Source organism: Cecembia rubra (genome assembly GCF_003014575.1).
GTDB lineage: Bacteria > Bacteroidota > Bacteroidia > Cytophagales > Cyclobacteriaceae > Cecembia_A > Cecembia_A rubra.
Genome location: NZ_PYGF01000005.1, coordinates 42,362 through 59,847, shown reverse-complemented (window position 1 = coordinate 59,847; position 17,486 = coordinate 42,362). Strand labels below are relative to the sequence as shown.

Sequence of the window (17,486 nt, the reverse complement as noted above, 5' to 3'; positions counted from 1 at the left end):
TTAAGGCAGGTTGGGATTATTTTTATTATTTGAAGGAATTGCCCGGACTGTTTCCACCCAATGTTTGGGTTTTAATTCAGTAAAATGCATTATCTGGTGCCTACAGCTGAATCCGTTGGCAACCACAGTCCCTGTTTCCGAAATATTTTCAAGAGCAGGAAAGAGAATTTCCCCTCCTATTTTCCTAGAGATGTCATAGTGTTCTTTTTCATAGCCGAATGAACCGGCCATTCCACAACATCCGGAAGGTATTTCCCTAGCAACTGCATTGGTCCTTGCAAAAATATTTTTGGCCGAAGATGTACCATATAGGGCTTTCTGATGGCAGTGGCCGTGTATAAACAGATCATCTGCAACAGCACTGAACTCAACCTCTAGGTTTCCAGATCTGAGTTCCTGTTCAAGAAAAAAATCAATCATCATTACATTGGTCCTGAGATTCTGGGCAAGTTCAAGGTCATCTATCAGGTCTGGTAGGTCGTCATTGAGCGCAGAGGCACAACTGGGTTCACAGACTAATACTTTCAATCCTTGATCAAAATAAGTTTTGAGATTTTTAGCGGTTTCAGTACCCTCTTTTTTTGCATCCTTGAGGAATCCATGAGAAATTTTAGGCCTTTGGCAACATCCCACATTGGCCAATATCACTTCATATCCACAGGAATTCAATAATTCAACCGCTGATTTTCCGATTTGGGGTTCATGGTAATTCAGAAATGTATCAGCAAAAAGCACCACTTTCTTACTATGCTCTGGTTGTGATTTTACACTTTTTTCAAACCATTTATAAAATGGCTGGACAGAATAATCCGGGAGTTTCCTTCTTTTGTCAAATCCCACTATCTTTTCAAGTAAAACTCTGAATAACAATGATTTCTGTATTAAATTCATAACCTTTGCGAAAGGTCCTGAAAACACGGATGCCATCTTTGAAGAATCTCTTATCAATTTGTCCCTAAGGGAGGGGCCATGCTTATCGAAATACAACTGGCTGGCATCACTTTTCATTTTTGCCATATCCACATTGCTCGGACACTCTGATTTGCATGCCTTACAAGATAGGCAAAGATCCATTGTCTGACGGAGTCTTTCACTGCTGAGGCCATCTGTATCCAGTTGTCCTGACATTGCTAATCTAAGTGCATTGGCCCTTCCTCTGGTGGAATGTTCTTCATCCCTTGTAGCTTTGAAGCTAGGACACATTGTTCCGCCAATTATTTTGCGGCACTCCCCTACCCCTGTACACATATGAACCGACTCCCTGAAACTGTTTTCTGCCCGATATTTAAACTGAGTTTGTACTGTTTCATCTTTATATTCCGTACCATACCTCAGGTTTTTTTCAATGGATTGGGCTTCAACTATTTTTCCTGGATTCATAAGGTTTCCTGGGTCAAAAAGTCTTTTTAACTCTATAAAAGCAGCGTAGAGCTTGCTTCCGAAAAAACGTTTATTGTATGCACTCCTTACTAGTCCGTCACCATGTTCACCGCTCCAACTTCCACCATATTCCAGAACAAGTTCAAAGGTTTCATCGGCAATTTTTTTTAGGTTCTCAATATCTTTGCCATTTCTGAGATCCAGAATTGGTCTTACATGGATTACTCCGACACTTGCATGTGCATACATGGAAACTCCGGTATTGTGATGTTCACATATCTTTAATACCCGATCGATATATTCAGGCAATACCTCTATGGGAATTGCTGCATCTTCTATAAATGGAAGTGGTTTTTTATCCCCTTTGATTCCTAGCATTAAGCCAAGTCCTTTTTTCCTAACTATCCAAACATCCTCATAAGATTTACCTTCAGGGAAAAGGGGGTAGGCATAACCAATACCCATTTCCGATAATTTTTTAATCATTTGTTCCGGCCTTTCCATCACATCTTCAAATGTATCGGAATAAAATTCCACAATTAGGATAGCCTCTGGATTCCCATCAATGAAATGACAGTGCTGTTTGGTAGTAAGGTTTTCTTTTGAAAGATTCAGAACGGTTCTATCAAGGATTTCAATGGCAGAAGGGTTGTATTCCAACATAGGTGTAACGGCTGAAATTGCTTCCAGAAGTTCTGAGAAATGCACCACTACCACAGATTTAAATTTTGGAAGAGGAACAAGGTTCAGTTTCAGTTCCAGAGTTGTTGCCAGAGTTCCTTCACTTCCAGTGATAATTTTTGAAAGATTCCATCTGTCGGTATATACAAACTCATCAAAGTTATAGCCTCCAACCCTTCGCATCACTTTTGGAAATCTTCTTTTTATTTCTTCTTCATTTTCCTTTACTATTTGTCTGAAGCCCTGATAAATCTGTCCTTCTCTGTTCCTTATCTCACATAGCTGCCCGTATTCCTCGGGGGAATATTCTTTTAAATGAAGAATGGTACCGTCTGCCAATATCACTTTTGCTTCCAAGACATGATCTACTGTTTTCCCATATAAGATACTTTTGGTACCTGAGGAATTATTACCGACCATACCCCCTACATTTGCCCTACTGCTTGTCGCCGGATCCGGCGCAAAATGAAGTCCCATGGGAGCAAGATGTTCATTAAGCACATCCCTGACAAGTCCGGGCTGAACCCTTGCCCATCTTTGCTCAAGGTTCACTTCCAGGATACTGTCCATATATTTGGAAAAATCAAGTACCATTCCATCAGCTACTGTCTGTCCGGCAAGGCTCGTACCTGCCCCTCGTGGCAAAATTTTCAGTTTATGTTTATTTGCAAAGCCAATGGCATTTTGAACATCCTGATCATTTTTGGGGAGGATGACTATTTTTGGAACAATCTGATATATACTTGCGTCGGTTGCGTACATTCCAAGTGAATATACATCGGAAAGGACTTCTCCCTGGATTACCTTTTCCAGTTCAGCTATAAGTGCAGAGTCAATGGCCATAATTTTTGGGTTTCTTGTCTTTTGTTTTCAGGGTCTTTCTTTTGGTAATTATTTTCCTAAGACTGAATTCTACCGGAACTGTAAAGGATCAGGGATAGAAGATATATCAAAAATCAAGGTTCTCGGTAATTCTCTTACCCGATCCGATGAATTCCAATATGTATTTTGCAATCCTTTTTCTTGCTTCATCAATTTCCACATTATTGAGATTGATATTGAGAAGATCAATAAACCAAGGAAGCTTCTCTTTATTGAGAACGAAGGTCTTTACAATCTCCTTTGAAATCGGAAGGGTGGTATCCTTAGAACCATCATGCACATCTCTGTCTGAGGCAATGAGAAGTTTTTCATACTCCTCTTCGAGTAATTTTTCAAAAAGGTCAGGAGAAAAAGTATCTCCTTTACGGACTCCTGACCCTTGGTCATCACAGGTAATAACTGCTTTTTTATGTATCCATTCCCAAAGAATGCTGACTCTAATTTCACCAGTGGCCATATCTTCCATCAGATAAAGCACGTTATCATTGTTGAAAAAGTCTGCAGGTTTGAGTGCTGCGGCCTGCATACCCTGCCCGAAAGCATTTCCGTATTGGAGAGCCACACTAATTAAATTTCTTGCTCCGTCAACTGTTCTTGGGGCTTCTTCAAGTTCAAGCAATCCATCCGCATCTTCTAATGAATAACCGAGAGCTGGGAATTTTCTTCCCAATTGGTTTTGGAAACCTTTCTTCTCCCATATAGGCCTGATGATATGGACCATTTTCCAGTGTGCTACCCACTTTCCACTAGCACCTTCCAACTGTTCCCTTTCCCCTCCCTTCAATGCCTTATCCATACTAATGGCAACGCCATGTTCAGAACCTACAGGGATATTGGGTTCCATTCCCCCCTGCCACAATGCAAAATTCCCCGATCTGTCTGGAGTATTTACCGCTCTTCTAACCCTGTCTTCATAATTTCTCATATAGCCATAGGTCATGGTTATAGATTCAATATTGGGGTTTACAAAATTTCTGTCCCAGCACATTGCATCCGAAACACTGTTTATATAATCCCACCTCCCAGTATTAAATCCTACAAAATGTTTACCTAAGGCTGCTCGGATTTCCATTAATTGAAAAGTAGCCTCAAGTTGTTCTACCAGCACATATACCCTCACCGTTCCGTCTTCAAGACCCAAATGATCTTCCAGAGCCGATATCATCCTGTTCCACAGCCCAGCTTCAGAGGCTGTCTGTATTTTGGGAAGGTAAAGGACTATCGATGATCCTTTCTTTTGAAGGTTCTCATAATTATTAACCACATAAAGTACAAGATCCACAATGGATGCAGCCATAGCACTTCCCATTTCATCTTTTATGTGCCTGTCATCTAGGTGAAGTCCCCTTGCCCTAAAAATTATTGTTGTAAAATCAAGTTGTTTCTCCCAGTCTTCTATTATAGTACGGCCCAAAAATCCTATTGACCACTTGTTCATTTCCTGTGCAACAGTATGAGCAACTTCCAAAAAAACAGGTGACCTCTGAATGGCCAGTTTTAGATTTCTCTGATTATCCAGTGACATACTGTTTATCTGACCCAGTGCATCTTCTCCATCAAACATCCATCCGTCAGCTCCTGATAGAAGGGCGTAGGCAACATTTCTGATACTGTTTTTTAAAGGAGCATTAGGTTTGGCTGCCGGCCCCGTTCCTTGCACCCATTGCCTAAGGAGGTCATCCGGCACAGGTTTTCCTTCAAAATTCCCAGATCTTGCATCATTTACGAGGATAGTTGTACCTTCAATTAGTGAATCCGGATCGAGGAACTTAATCCTCTGTTTATTTTTTATCCTGTTATTCCTTCTTTGAATCCTAACATCCATTAATTCCTTTATGATAGGATTAAAAGAAGAAAGCTTTGAAAGTGCGGCCAAAGTTTCGTTTGTAAAGATATCTGAATAAGACTTTTCGAGATTTTCCCTTATGTGGATTTTTGGATTACTCATTTTCCATTTAAAGTTTAGTGGTATGGGAATGTTGTTTTTTAGGGATTGGAGACAGTTGCATTCCTGGCAATTTCAATATCATTAGCCACTTCATCCCTGATCAGCGCCCAGTGGAAAAGATTGTTGTCATTTCTGTCATGGCTGCTTCCGTTATAATGTGCCAATGGCATATCTTTGTAAATGGGCCTGGAAATTTCAATTATCTGGTCCCAATATCCGAGGGCATCGGTAAATGACGCAATTGCTTTTGCTTTCAGGTCATTTCCAAAGCCCTGTCTGTACATCTGAAGTGAAATACTCCCCTTTAACTTTTCAGCAAGGTGAAGGCCTAGATTTGCCCATATCTTGATGTCTGCGAGTTCATACACTAGGGAAAGATCCTGCCCTGGATCTGTACCATTGATAAGCTCAAGTGCTCTTTTGCAATCCTTCTCTAGCATATCTATTAGAATAGGAGGGGTAATTTTGCCTAAAGGGAAATGGTTTCCTTCCTTTAATACATCGACATAATCTTTAACCGAAACATAATCCGGATCAAGGGTAGGCTGATTGATTAACCTGTCAGCGGTGATATAATTGGTATATCTACCGATCAGTGCCATCATCCCCTCACCATAGAGAGTAAAATCCCATTTTGAATCATAAAGCGAGGCCAATTTGAGTTGGGTAGATGAAGCTAGCGAAATGGCTTCCAGTAGGTTAACTCCCTTTTCTCCATATTTTTCCGTATATGTGGCAGAGAAAATTTTATCTGGAGTCTGGGGATTGTACAGAAGCCTCCCCCATAACTTATAAAAAAGCCATTGTCTCTGAAATGCAAATTTCCAGTTGACTTGCCCTTTGGCAGCAGTAAAATAGTCTTTTGCGGGAATATAACTTTCCGATCCTACAAAATAGCCTCCTACATAGGACTGGCTATTCATTGCAATATGGTCTCGGATAAACTGTGGCACTCCCCACCTCAAGGCAAAAAAATCTTCATTTCTTGCAGTGTACGTAACTTTGTACCCTTCAGGCAAAGGATTATAAAATGTATCGAACATTTCCCCTCCATGTACTTTTACCAATTTTGGGGTGGAGTGTGCATGTGACCAGTTATATTTCAGGTCAGCCCAGATAGGTCCTTGTATAAAATTCAGTTTTGCTTCTCTTTCAATTGCCCTTCTTGTCAGTCTTTCCAATTCCACACTTGTCGCGCCTAAGGATTCCGTTGTGCTGGAAAAAGGTATCCTATGGACAAGTTTTGAAGGCCTACCGGCAAGCCTCATACCTTCAATGTAGGTTTCAAACATCCAGTCTTCGCGCTGTTGGGGAGTCATTCCTGCCATTCCTTCTCCCAAAGTGAGACCAAATCCAGTAAGCTCTGGATATTCCTGCAAAACCTGGGCAACACTTTCCCTAGTATATCTTTTGACTATTTCAGATGTATCTCCTGGTACAAAGTAATGTGGATAAACATTATTATGGGCCACATCATGTGCTTTTGCAAATTCATGACTTACAAAGATGTTGAATGGTATTATATAAGTTTCAATTGCCCTTTGGCTGGCCATTTTAAAGATGGCCTTGTGAAGATTTTTCCACTCTTCCATTTCTTTTTGGGAGAAAGGACTTGCTTCGGGAAAGTTTTTTGCCTGAATCATGAAAACAAATGGGTGCAGGTTCCATATGGAAAGTGAATTGAACCTGTTCTCGACCATCATATCCAAAAATGCCTCCCAATAGCTGATATCCCTAAGGATTTCATAGTGCAGATCAAGAGCAGAACTTGGTCTGTAGGAATACCAGGAGGTATTATGCTTGATTGCCCTGAGTGGAAAATGAGGTTTTTCACTACTGTAATCAATATCCTCAAGGTTTGCTCCGTTTCTAAGAGATTCGGCCAGTGAATGTGTGCCGTAAATTAGACCTCTATCATCCCCTCCAATTACTGATATCATATTATTTTCCCTTTTTATGATATAGGATTCCGGACCGGCCTTAGATGGGTCTACAGCTAGGTTGATGAGAAAATGATACTTTATCGAATTTCGGACCGGTTGGTAACCTTTGGAAACCAGTACTGGACTGAGTTTTCCAAGGGCATATTCAGCCTGTTGGGAAGATTTATCCGAGAGAATATATACTGTCTGGCCAAAGGATTCTGACACAAAAAGCAATAAAAGCAATAAGATTACAGGGAAACGTTTCATATAGACATGATTTATTAATCTAAAGAATTTATTTTCTGCCCTTTGGCAATTGAAATGTCATCTTCCACTTCAGGTCTAAGATGTTCCCAATGAAAAAGGGCATTGTTGTTGTGAAGATAAGGGGTCAAGGGCATATCCTTATAAATGGGTCTGGTAACTGCTATAACCTTATCCCAATAAGAAAGGGCATTTTCAAGGTGGGCAATAGCAAGCTCTCTGTGGATTTCACTAGCAGAGACCCTGAAGGTTTGCAAATGGACTGCCCCCCGTAATTTTTCGGCTAAGTGAAGACCCAGATTGGACCAAGCCTGGACATCACTGACCTCATAAAGCAGAGAAGCATTATCTTTCAACTCTATGTTTTCAACTAGCTCTAGAGCCCTTTTACAGTCTCTTTCCAATCTATTGGCCAATTCCAGAGGTGTGATTTTTATTTCATAACCGGTACCAGCTGAGGTTCCTTGTCCCACAAAGTCCTTTACTGAAATATAATTGGGATCCATTGTTTTCTGGTTGATCAGTTTATCCACAGAGATATATTTCATGGTACCCTTGTCCAGAGACATAAACCCTTCTCCATATAGGGTAAGATCCCAAGTGGAGTCAAACACAGAGGCCAGCCTAAGTTGCGTGGATGAAGAAAGAGAAAATGCTTCCAAAAGATCCTCAGTGTTTTTTCCATATCTCCTATTGAATTCAGCTTTAAATACCTCATCAGGCGTTTGAGGATTGTAAAGAAGTCTACCCCACAATTTGTAGAAAAGCCACTGTCTTTGAAAGGCGTATTTCCAGTCTACGGGTTTGTTGATCGCTGTGAAATAATCCTTTACAGGAATGTAACCTTCTGATCCGATAAAATATCCTCCCACATAAGAATGGTTGTTCTTTGCAATGTGTAAACGGATAAAATCCGGAACGCCCCACCTGAGGGTAAAAAAATCTTCGTTCCTTGCCATCCAAGTTATTTTATAATTTTTGGGTTCTGGCACAAAATAGGTATCTCCAAGTTCCCCTCCATGGACCTTGACAAGATCAGGGGTAGAATGGGCATGTGACCAGTTGAATTTCATTTCCACCCATATTGGCCCATCAAAATAGTCGATTTTTTCCATGGCTTCCCTCGTTAATCTTTCAGTATCCCTGCTAGTGGATCCACCTGACCCTAGGTTAGCTGAAAAGGGTACCCTATGGATGAATTTTGTTTTTCTATTAGCAAGTCTCATCCCTTCAATCATAGTTTCATTCATCCAGTCCTGTCTCTGTTGAGGTGTCATTCCTCCCATTCCTTCCCCATGTGAAATCCCAAAACCTGTCAGGTCGGGATATTCCTCTAAGACCTGTGTCACACTTTCTCGAGTATATCTTTTGACAATTTCAGAAGTGTCCCCATCTACATAAAAATGTGGATAGAAATTATCCTTTGCCACCTTGTGAGCTTTGGAGAATTCCTCACTGACGAAGATGCTCCAATTAACTATGTAGGTTTCAATACCCCTTTCCCTAGCCATTCTGAAAATTCCCCTGTATAATTCCTGCCATTGCATAAATTCAGCATCGGTGAATGGACTGGCCTCAGGAAAATTTTTGGGCCGAATCATATACGTAAAGGGATGCAAGTTCCAAAGGGAAAGTACATTGAATCTATTTTCAGCCATCATATCAAGAAACGCTTCCCAATAATTGATATCTCTTGCAGTTAAGTAATGCTGGTCCAGTGCCGGATTGGCTCTATAGGCATCCCAAGGAAGATTATGTTTAATTCCTCTGAACTCCAACTCCGGTTTTTCTTGCTCAAAGCCTATTTCTGAAATGGGTATTCCGTTAAGAACTTTTTCCTTCAAAGACAGGGATCCATAAAGTAATCCGTTTGCATCTCCTCCGTTGACAGTTATGACTTTCCTATCGGGAATAATCATATATGCCTCTTTTTCAAGCTTTACCGAATTGATATCAAGGTTTAATAAAAAATCATATGCACCTCTGTCGGGGGATATATGATACCCTTTTCCCTTTAAGGCTTCTGTAAGGATTTTGTTTGCATACCTTGCCTGATCTACATTTGGATCAAATAGGATATAAACTGACTGGGAATATCCAGAGGCAAGCCCCAATATCAAATAGGTAACCAGTCCTAACATTGTTTTTTTCATAAAGCTATAGCTGTAACACCGGTTGGTCGGAAAAAACCGGATAATTGAGGAATTAAACTGGACATTAGTTAAAAATCTGGCTATGTCTCCTTTGAATAATTTATTCTTATGAGTCATAGCCAGAAAATATCAGGCAATTATATCAATCATAACCTGGATTCTGCGGAAAGATTGACCTGTCGTTTATTAAGAGAACTTGACTTTCAGGTAGTGGCCAAAGGACCATATGAGGTTCCATTCCAAAAGGTGCCAACACTTCAAGCGCTTTACCCCACCGAATCAAATCAAACCATCTATGGCCTTCCATGTTAAACTCTAGTCTTCTTTCCAATTCGATAAGATCTCTTGTTTCTTTTTGGGTTTTGCCAAAATATGTCGAAACACGAGCCCTTGACCTCACAAGGTTCAAATATTCCAGCGCTTCTGATGTTTTGTTGTTCTCGTTCAAGGCTTCTGCAAGCATTAAAAGTACATCTGCATATCTTATGACTGGAAAATTGGCATTTCCATTGTCTGCACTTGGAACTTCGGAAAGATATTTTTTAGTAATTGCAGACCACCGTGGTGGAAGTGGTGTAAAAGTTCCATTTGCAGAGGTTATACCCAAAGCTGCCGAAATTTCTCTTCTTCTATCACCCGCCTCAAATAAATTCCTGAAGGAAATCCTTGGGGTGCAACTATCATGAAGGGTACCCACCATTCCATATAAGGATCTGACCACAGCCCAATTGGCTGAGCATATACTTGTCATATTATTCCCTGCAGCATTTGGGGCAGATGTATATTCAATGTCAAAAATATATTCTTTGTGGTGCTTATTTTTTGAATCGAAAACCGCATCGTAATTATCCAATAAGGCATAACCCATTGTGGTAACTTCTTTGAGAATTTTTTCCGCTTCAATGAAGTTTCCTCTAGTAAGGTAAACTTTCCCTAGAAGAGCTTTAGCTGCTCCGCTAGTAGCTCGGCCCACATCTTGGCCAGAGTATTTTACAGGAAGAATATTAGAGACTTCAATGAGATCAGGAATAATCAGTTCATTATAAATAATGTCAACTGCAGTTCTGCCTGTTCTATATGCTTCTTCAGGAGTTAGGGTTGATCTTACAAGGGGTACGGGTCCAAAGATCCGGACTAAGTTAAAATAGCCCAAAGCTCTTAAAAATTTTGTTTCTGCTATATATACAGCTTTATTAGGTATATCAACCTTATCGATTTTTTCAAGCAATAAATTTGCTCTATTGATCATGATATAGCCATTGGACCAAACACCATTTGCAGCTGTATGACCTTGAAAATTATCGATTAATACCCTACTTGTCTGATTTGTAGCCTCTTGCCAAACATCATCTGCCCTTAAGTCACCAATTTCCCAAAACCCATTATATTGGCCGAGAAGTCCGGTGTAAACACCAACTACAGCTTGTTTAAAATCCCCTTCAGTTTTGTAAAGAACATCTACAGTAACTGTTGAAGGGGGTAATAATTCTATGAAATCATCGCTACATGAAGGCAATATCAAAATAGTCCAAATCATGTAAGATAAAATTGCTTTTTTATTCAATATTGAATTTTTCATTTTCTGATTATTAATAGTCCATAGAATAGTTAAAAGGAAATGTTAATTCCTAAAATATGGCTTTTAGGCACAGGATAATTGTTTAGGTCAACACCAGGCGTCAAAGCTGCTCCACTATTGTTTACATCAGGATTGAATCCATTATAATCTTTGCTTGTAAAAATAAAAGGATTGAAAGATGTGTAATACAACTTAGCATTTCCCATACCCAACCTATCGGATAAATGTTTAGGTATTTGATAGGCGAAATTTATGTTGTTGATCCTCAAATATGATCCATCCATTAAGTGAAATTGACTCCACTGTTCTCTATTTCCACCTTTTGGTCCATCATTTGGTCTTGGAGTTTTACCATCACCAGGATTTTGTTCTGACTGCCAATAATTTAACATTCTGGTAACTTGTTTCATTCGGCCACGGGTATTTGCATTTGATCTATATGCTTCAGCCAAAATCTGGTTACCATATGATCCAGTCAAACTGACAACCAATGAAAAATTCTTAAAACTAAGCCTGTTTTGCATTCCGTAAAAGAATTTTGCATAGGGACTACCCATTATTGTTTTATCGTTCGTATCAATTCTTCCATCTGGAACTCCTTCTGGACCACTAACATCTTTCCATCTTATATCACCTGGCCTAGATTCAGCATTTCCACCTGGATTCCATAAAGGGCCTCGTTCTATTTCTGATTGATTCATAAAAATCCCATCAAATAAATAGCCGAAAAACATACCAATTGGCTGTCCAACTTTTGTAATATGAGCTCCACTTATTATTGGAGCATTTTCTGGTCCAAGCTGCAAAACTTTATTTTTGTAACTTGAAATATTAAAATCAGTTGTCCAATTAAATTTTCCTTTAGTGTTGACTGTATTAAGGACAAATTCCCAACCTTTATTTTCGACTTCACCAATGTTTTGAAGCATTGTATTGAAACCAGTAATCTGGGGAACAGGTACAAATAAAAGTAGGTCAGAACTAACAGATCTCATATACTCAGCAGTAAGACCAAGCCTTCCATTAAATAGGAGAGCATCTAAAGCAACATTAGATTGACGTTGTTTTTCCCATCTCAGATTTGGGTTTGGTAAGGCAGATGCCGCAAAACCAGGACCTGTAGGATAATTCTGAAATCCAACAGTAGGCAAGTGAGCATAATTTCCAATATTATTATTTCCAGTTTCCCCATAGCTAACTCTAAACTTTAAATCAGTTAAAAAATCAATATCCTTCATGATAGCTTCATCAGAAATTCTCCAAGTTGCTCCAACAGAAGGGAAAAATCCCCATTTATTGTTAGAACCAAATCTTGAAGATCCGTCGGTCCGAATCGAGGCAGATACATAATATCTACTGTTAAAATTATAATTTACCCGAGCTAAGTAAGAAAGGAGTGCCCATTCGTTGATTTGGGAGTAACCATTAGTTATTTGGCTTGCAGCATTCAAAGTTTTCACCAAATTATTTGGAAAGAATGTGCTTTCCAGATGATTCACTTCTATCCTGTCTTTTTGGGCTGTAAAACCACCAACTGTTGAAAATGAATGTTTATTAATTTTCTTATCATGACTTAGAATGAATTCCGATACCCATGTTTCGGCCCATGTGGTCCCATCACTTCCAAATATTGAGGTACCAAAAAATACTGGGATCTTAGGCCTGAAATAAGTATCTCTTTGATTCCTAAGATTTCCTCCCAATAAGACATTAAATTTTAAGTCCTTATTGATGTCATAAATTAAATTTAGATTACCAAGTATTCTTCCCTGTTTCTCGACCTGTTTAATTTCTTTTGCAATAGCTACTGGATTTGCAAGATTTGCAAGTGAACTATACCCTTCAAATTTAGCATATTCTCCATTTGCGTCGAAAAGAGGGAAATAGTTGTGCATTGTTGTTGCCACACCTATAATACTTAGGTGGTCAGGCTCGGAAGCATGCCCTGAAGATTGGACTCTATTTCTATGGATAAATGATGGGTTTAAGTTAAAATTGATTTTAATCTTTTTTGTGAGTTTTGCATCAATATTTGACCTAAATGAAATCCTTTCCATATCATTTTCAATGATTAAACCACCTTGACTAAGGTATTCACCACTTATAGCAAACTGGACTTTCTCAGTACCACCATTCGTTGATAAAGAATATTGTGATTGTGGTGAATTTTTCCTCAATACATAATCCAAAGGATTGACATCATATGTATTCCTACCTTCTAAAACATCCATTACTTCTTGCCCTACTGGCCTAAACCACGTTCTAGGATCCCCACTTACATCACGCCCTTCATCAATATTTCTATTCCTCATCCCATCAAAAAAATACTGGGCACTTTGCATTGCATTCATCATATCTCTTTGAAGCATTGGAGATTGTATACCTCTATATACATCAAGGGTGATGTTGGTTTTACCTTCTCTACCTCTTTTTGTTGTTATCATAACAACACCATTTGCACCTCTTGAACCATAAATGGATGTTGATGCTGCATCTTTAAGAATATCAATGCTTTCTATATCATTCATGTTTAAGGTCCCAATATCTTCAACTGGAAATCCATCCACAACATAAAGAGGATTTGAACCTGCACCGATACTGCCAAGTCCCCTGATGGTAACTTGGGGAGCACTGCCGGGTTCTCCGTCTCTCAACCTTACGTCAACACCAGCTACTTTTCCTTGAAGTGCAGCATCAACCCGGATTGCACTCCCATTCATTTCTGTAAGTTGGCTGGCAGTTACCGATCCAATGGATCCCGTCAGGTCTTTTCTGTCCACGGTACCATATCCGACTACAACCACTTCACCAAGGGCAGAGATATCCTCCACCAATGTAACATTGATTTGGGACCTGTTCCCAATGTTTACTTCCTGAGTTATAAATCCAATAAAAGAAAAAATCAGGGTGGCCCCTTCAGGAACCTGCAAAGAAAAAGCGCCGTCCAGGTCAGTAGTTGTTCCCTTGGTTGTCCCTCTTACAAGTACAGAAACTCCAGGGATAGGCATCCCTTTTTCATCATTGACAATGCCCCTTACAAAGATATCAGCGGGCGGTGTGATCTTTACAACACTCTCTGGAGGAAAACTTCCTTTGACCTTTACATGAATGTTTTCATTGATCTGGACAAAATTCAGTTTTGTCTGCATACTTACCACGGTCAGTATCTCATAAAGTGACTTATTGAAACCTGAGACCGATATCTCTTGATTTAAATTGACAAGGTTGTCGGTATAAGTAAATTTGTAATCTGTTTTGGATTCTACCTGCTTAAAAAAATGTGAAAGCGGTTTTTCTTTGATATTGATGGATAATTTGACCTCTTCAATATTTTTGCGTTGAGCATTACTATTGTTGGCCAAAATAACAGTGCAAAAAAACAGTTGGACAATGAATGCATAGAATATTCTTTTTGACACCATAACCAGTTGTCTCAGTACATTATTTTTCATAATTTTAAATGTGTTTAAGTAAATGATGCTTGAACTACTGCCGGACCATCCGCGAAAATGTTGACGGCAGTTAAAGGCAGTTCCTGTCTGACAGGATCTGCCTTTTTTTAACAGGAATCTGGGATCTTATTTTTCATGTCATTTTGGGTTGTTGATGGTTACTTTATCTTCTTCTATTGTAAATTCCATTCCTGAGGTAAGGCAAATACCTTTAAGAACGTTTTCTAGTATTTCATCCTCATAAGTACCAGAATAAGTCCAGTTTTTATCAAAATTTCCGGAATATTCGACCTTGATCCCGTACCACTTTTCCAGTTTTGACTTCACTTCTACTAGGTCCGAACTTTTAAATACCAAGATTTTATCTTTCCATGCCAAAATATCCATAGGATCAAATCCCGTTTTGTAAAAGGAACCGTTCTTTTGCAGGACCAACATTTCCTTTGGCTCAAGTTCAACCTGTTTTCCCAGTTCCGATTCTACTCTAACTTTCCCGGTTACTAATGCAACATACAAAGACCCGTTATCTGATTGGTTAACATTAAAGGTAGTACCAAGGACATGTATGCCATTTGACTCAGATGCCACATAAAAAGGTCTGGCTTCTTTCTTAACCTCAAAAAAAGCCTCTCCTTTTAGACTAACCCATCTCAAGGTATCGGAGAAAACTGAAGGGAATTCTAGCTCACTCTCTGAATTTAGGTGAATCTTTGATCCATCTGGAAGTTCAATAACTGATTTCCTACCAATGGGATTAGATTTTTTAACCATAGTTATCAATGGCATTTCCTGCTGTACCGGCCTTTGATAATTGATTGATTCAAACTGGATCCAAAGGCAGAAAATCAACAAAAGAGTGGCAGCTATACTCCGAATAGGGAATAAATAAAAAAAACCACGGGAAACATTCTCCGTTTGCCTTATAATATTTCTTTGTTCGGACTTTAAAATATTTTCATAAATGTCCACATATATTTTGTCTGGAAGTTCAGGTCTGATGCTATAGTTTATCGACCTAATAAAATTGGCCGCATCATTGACGACCAACCTTTTTTCGGGGTGCTGTTCAAGCCATTTCTCCCAAAAATGAGTATTGTTTTCATTGGGGTTAACCACCCATTGTATAAAAAACTCATCGGTAATAAAATGCTCAATATCGTAATCCCTATATTTCATAAAAGTTTATGATTATTTTTTAAAACTTTATTTTAAATACGGTGCTTTTTCATGTAACAGATCTTTGAGTGATGCTAGTGCTCTGTATATTACTTTCCGGGCTGATTTAACCTCACTGAATTCCATAGCTACGGAAATCTCTTTATAGCTCATACCCTCCTCGTACATCAACAGAATAGCCTGTCTCTGCCTCTGGCTCAATTTTTCCAGCGCCATCATAACTAATTCCCTTTTCCTTTCCATGCTTTCATCATTGATGAGTTTGGTTTCATGAGAATATTCAATTGAGAAACCTTCCTCGGAAATTTCAAAGGATTGCTGACCAACTATCTTGTTCTTGTTCTGTTTTCGGATTATTTCCCTATATAATATTTTGAATAGATAGGCTTTTATGCTTACCACAGTGCTTAGTCCTCCCCTCTTTCTTCTCAGGTCGATGAAAATGTTCTGTATACAGTCCTGAATTAGTGAATGATCTTTGGCAAACTGGCATCCATATTGGAACATTTTGACTACGTATATCCTATAAATATAGTTGAACGCAAATTCATCTCCTTTGTCGAAAGCCTTCCAAATTTCTTCATCTGATTTGTTTTCAAATATTTTGATGGATTCAGAATGACTTAACAGGCTGATCACATTATTCTCAGGTCTTGGTGGTTTTGGGTTATTGATCATTTGAACTTTGAGTTTACTCAGCTTTCATATAATAAGAGGAGGTAATAGAATATAATGACCCCATTATATTCTAATTTTTTTCATTTTTTTGGGTGATTAATTTATCAAGATAAAAACTAGCGGCAATTTATTCCGAGTTAAGCGTTTTTTTCAGTTGATTAAGCGGGTAATTCAAGTTCAAATTGGAAAACTTTCAGTCCATTACCAAGCTTCCTTGTAAAGAGTAACAATTTCTTCCATGGTCGGAATAATCGGATTGTTTTGGGGAGAACCTGAAGCGAGGGCATCCGAAGCCATCTTTTCAAGAGATCCAAAAAAATCCTTGCTTTTTATTTTTCCACATTCACTAAGTCTAGGAATGTTTAAGAAACTGTTCAGTTCAATTAGTCCCTTTACCAAATTCATCCCTGTAGATTCTTCTGTCTCACCCTTCTTAGCAAACCCCATAACTGAAGAAATTTCGGCATATTTAGCTGGTGAACCTTTTAGGGAATATCTCACTACTGTTGGGAGCAATATGGCATTTGAAAGACCATGGGCTAGATGAAAAATAGCTCCAAGGGGTCTGCTCATCCCATGGACAAGACCCACGCTGCTGTTGGTAAATGAAAGCCCCCCCAGAAAAGCTGCCAAAGACATCCCTTGTCTTGCCTGTTCATCTTCGGGAAATTCCCAAGCCTTTTTAAGATGTTTGCTGACAAGTCCAATACAGGATAATGCCAATGAATCAGAAATCGGATTAGATTTAAGGGATACGAATGCTTCGATGCCATGAGTAAGGGTGTCCACCCCTACATAAGCTGTTAGATCTGGGGGCATTGTCATTGTAAGGGAATAATCAATGATACTAGCAGAAGGCATCAGGCTTTTATCGAGGATCATCATTTTGACATCATTCACTGAATCGGTTATAACCGCGACTTTGGTTGCCTCACTGCCTGTACCTGCTGTTGTTGGAATAGCAATCAGAGGTAAACCTGCCTTTTGAACCTTATGGTAGCCCATATAACGTTCCAAGGGTTTGGGATTGGTTGCAAGTATCGATATTGCTTTTGCTGCGTCGATTGGGCTCCCCCCACCTACACCGATAAGAAGACCGGCTCCAGATTCATTTAGAAGCTCCAATCCCTCATAAACATTTTCAAGGGTCGGATCAGGTCTAACATTGGAAAAAATGACTACACTTAAACCTGAGTTTTCTAAGTTTTCCCTTATAAGGTCAATCAGTCCGTTTTGAATAAAAAACCTATCAGTGACAATCATCACCTTTTCAGTTCCGAAATCTCTTACCAATTTCGGAAGGTCACTAAGCGTGTTTTTTCCAAAAATTGAGGCTTTGGGAGAATTGAACACAAATCCTTTATCCAT

9 protein-coding genes are annotated in these 17,486 nt (G+C 39.1%); all 9 read right to left on the bottom strand.

All coding sequences use genetic code 11. From position 1 onward, the window contains the following. Positions 1–2,904 (bottom strand): FAD-binding and (Fe-S)-binding domain-containing protein, encoded by a 2,904-nt coding sequence (locus CLV48_RS10410; RefSeq protein WP_106567223.1) that lies wholly within the window; start codon positions 2,902–2,904, stop codon positions 1–3. 106 nt (positions 2,905–3,010) lie between these two features. Continuing rightward, a complete protein-coding gene (locus CLV48_RS10405; RefSeq protein ID WP_106567222.1) occupies positions 3,011–4,891 on the bottom strand; it encodes an aldolase/citrate lyase/malate synthase family protein in 1,881 nt (626 codons plus the stop codon). Positions 4,892–4,929: 38 nt separating this feature from the next. Then, positions 4,930–7,083, bottom strand: a complete 2,154-nt coding sequence (locus CLV48_RS10400) for a hypothetical protein (protein ID WP_106567221.1) — start codon at positions 7,081–7,083, stop codon at positions 4,930–4,932. Positions 7,084–7,097: 14 nt separating this feature from the next. Continuing rightward, the gene (locus CLV48_RS10395) at positions 7,098–9,233 is read right to left on the bottom strand and encodes a glycoside hydrolase family 20 zincin-like fold domain-containing protein (RefSeq protein ID WP_106567220.1); all 2,136 of its coding nucleotides are present in this window, start codon (positions 9,231–9,233) and stop codon (positions 7,098–7,100) included. A 142-nt stretch (positions 9,234–9,375) separates the two neighbouring features. Further along, the gene (locus CLV48_RS10390; RefSeq protein WP_245889524.1) at positions 9,376–10,812 is read right to left on the bottom strand and encodes a RagB/SusD family nutrient uptake outer membrane protein; all 1,437 of its coding nucleotides are present in this window, start codon (positions 10,810–10,812) and stop codon (positions 9,376–9,378) included. A 29-nt stretch (positions 10,813–10,841) separates the two neighbouring features. Then, positions 10,842–13,961, bottom strand: coding sequence for a SusC/RagA family TonB-linked outer membrane protein (locus CLV48_RS10385; protein ID WP_281261107.1), 3,120 nt, complete (start codon positions 13,959–13,961; stop codon positions 10,842–10,844). Between the two features lie 441 nt (positions 13,962–14,402). After that, the gene (locus CLV48_RS10380) at positions 14,403–15,440 is read right to left on the bottom strand and encodes a FecR family protein (RefSeq protein WP_106567218.1); all 1,038 of its coding nucleotides are present in this window, start codon (positions 15,438–15,440) and stop codon (positions 14,403–14,405) included. Between the two features lie 27 nt (positions 15,441–15,467). Then, positions 15,468–16,118, bottom strand: a complete 651-nt coding sequence (locus CLV48_RS10375) for an RNA polymerase sigma factor (protein ID WP_106567217.1) — start codon at positions 16,116–16,118, stop codon at positions 15,468–15,470. A gap of 201 nt (positions 16,119–16,319) precedes the next feature. Continuing rightward, entirely contained in the window at positions 16,320–17,486 is a 1,167-nt protein-coding gene (locus CLV48_RS10370; RefSeq protein ID WP_106567216.1) for an iron-containing alcohol dehydrogenase, read from the bottom strand.

Bases quoted from the DNA above. Each gene is read 5' to 3' on its own strand.
- CLV48_RS10410 (WP_106567223.1), bottom strand. From the start codon at position 2,904: ATGGCCATTGACTCTGCACTTATAGCTGAACTGGAAAAGGTAATCCAG.
- CLV48_RS10405 (WP_106567222.1), bottom strand. From the start codon at position 4,891: ATGAGTAATCCAAAAATCCACATAAGGGAAAATCTCGAAAAGTCTTAT.
- CLV48_RS10400 (WP_106567221.1), bottom strand. From the start codon at position 7,083: ATGAAACGTTTCCCTGTAATCTTATTGCTTTTATTGCTTTTTGTGTCA.
- CLV48_RS10395 (WP_106567220.1), bottom strand. From the start codon at position 9,233: ATGAAAAAAACAATGTTAGGACTGGTTACCTATTTGATATTGGGGCTT.
- CLV48_RS10390 (WP_245889524.1), bottom strand. From the start codon at position 10,812: ATGAAAAATTCAATATTGAATAAAAAAGCAATTTTATCTTACATGATT.
- CLV48_RS10385 (WP_281261107.1), bottom strand. From the start codon at position 13,961: ATGCAGACAAAACTGAATTTTGTCCAGATCAATGAAAACATTCATGTA.
- CLV48_RS10380 (WP_106567218.1), bottom strand. From the start codon at position 15,440: ATGAAATATAGGGATTACGATATTGAGCATTTTATTACCGATGAGTTT.
- CLV48_RS10375 (WP_106567217.1), bottom strand. From the start codon at position 16,118: ATGATCAATAACCCAAAACCACCAAGACCTGAGAATAATGTGATCAGC.
- CLV48_RS10370 (WP_106567216.1), bottom strand. From the start codon at position 17,486: ATGGATAAAGGATTTGTGTTCAATTCTCCCAAAGCCTCAATTTTTGGA.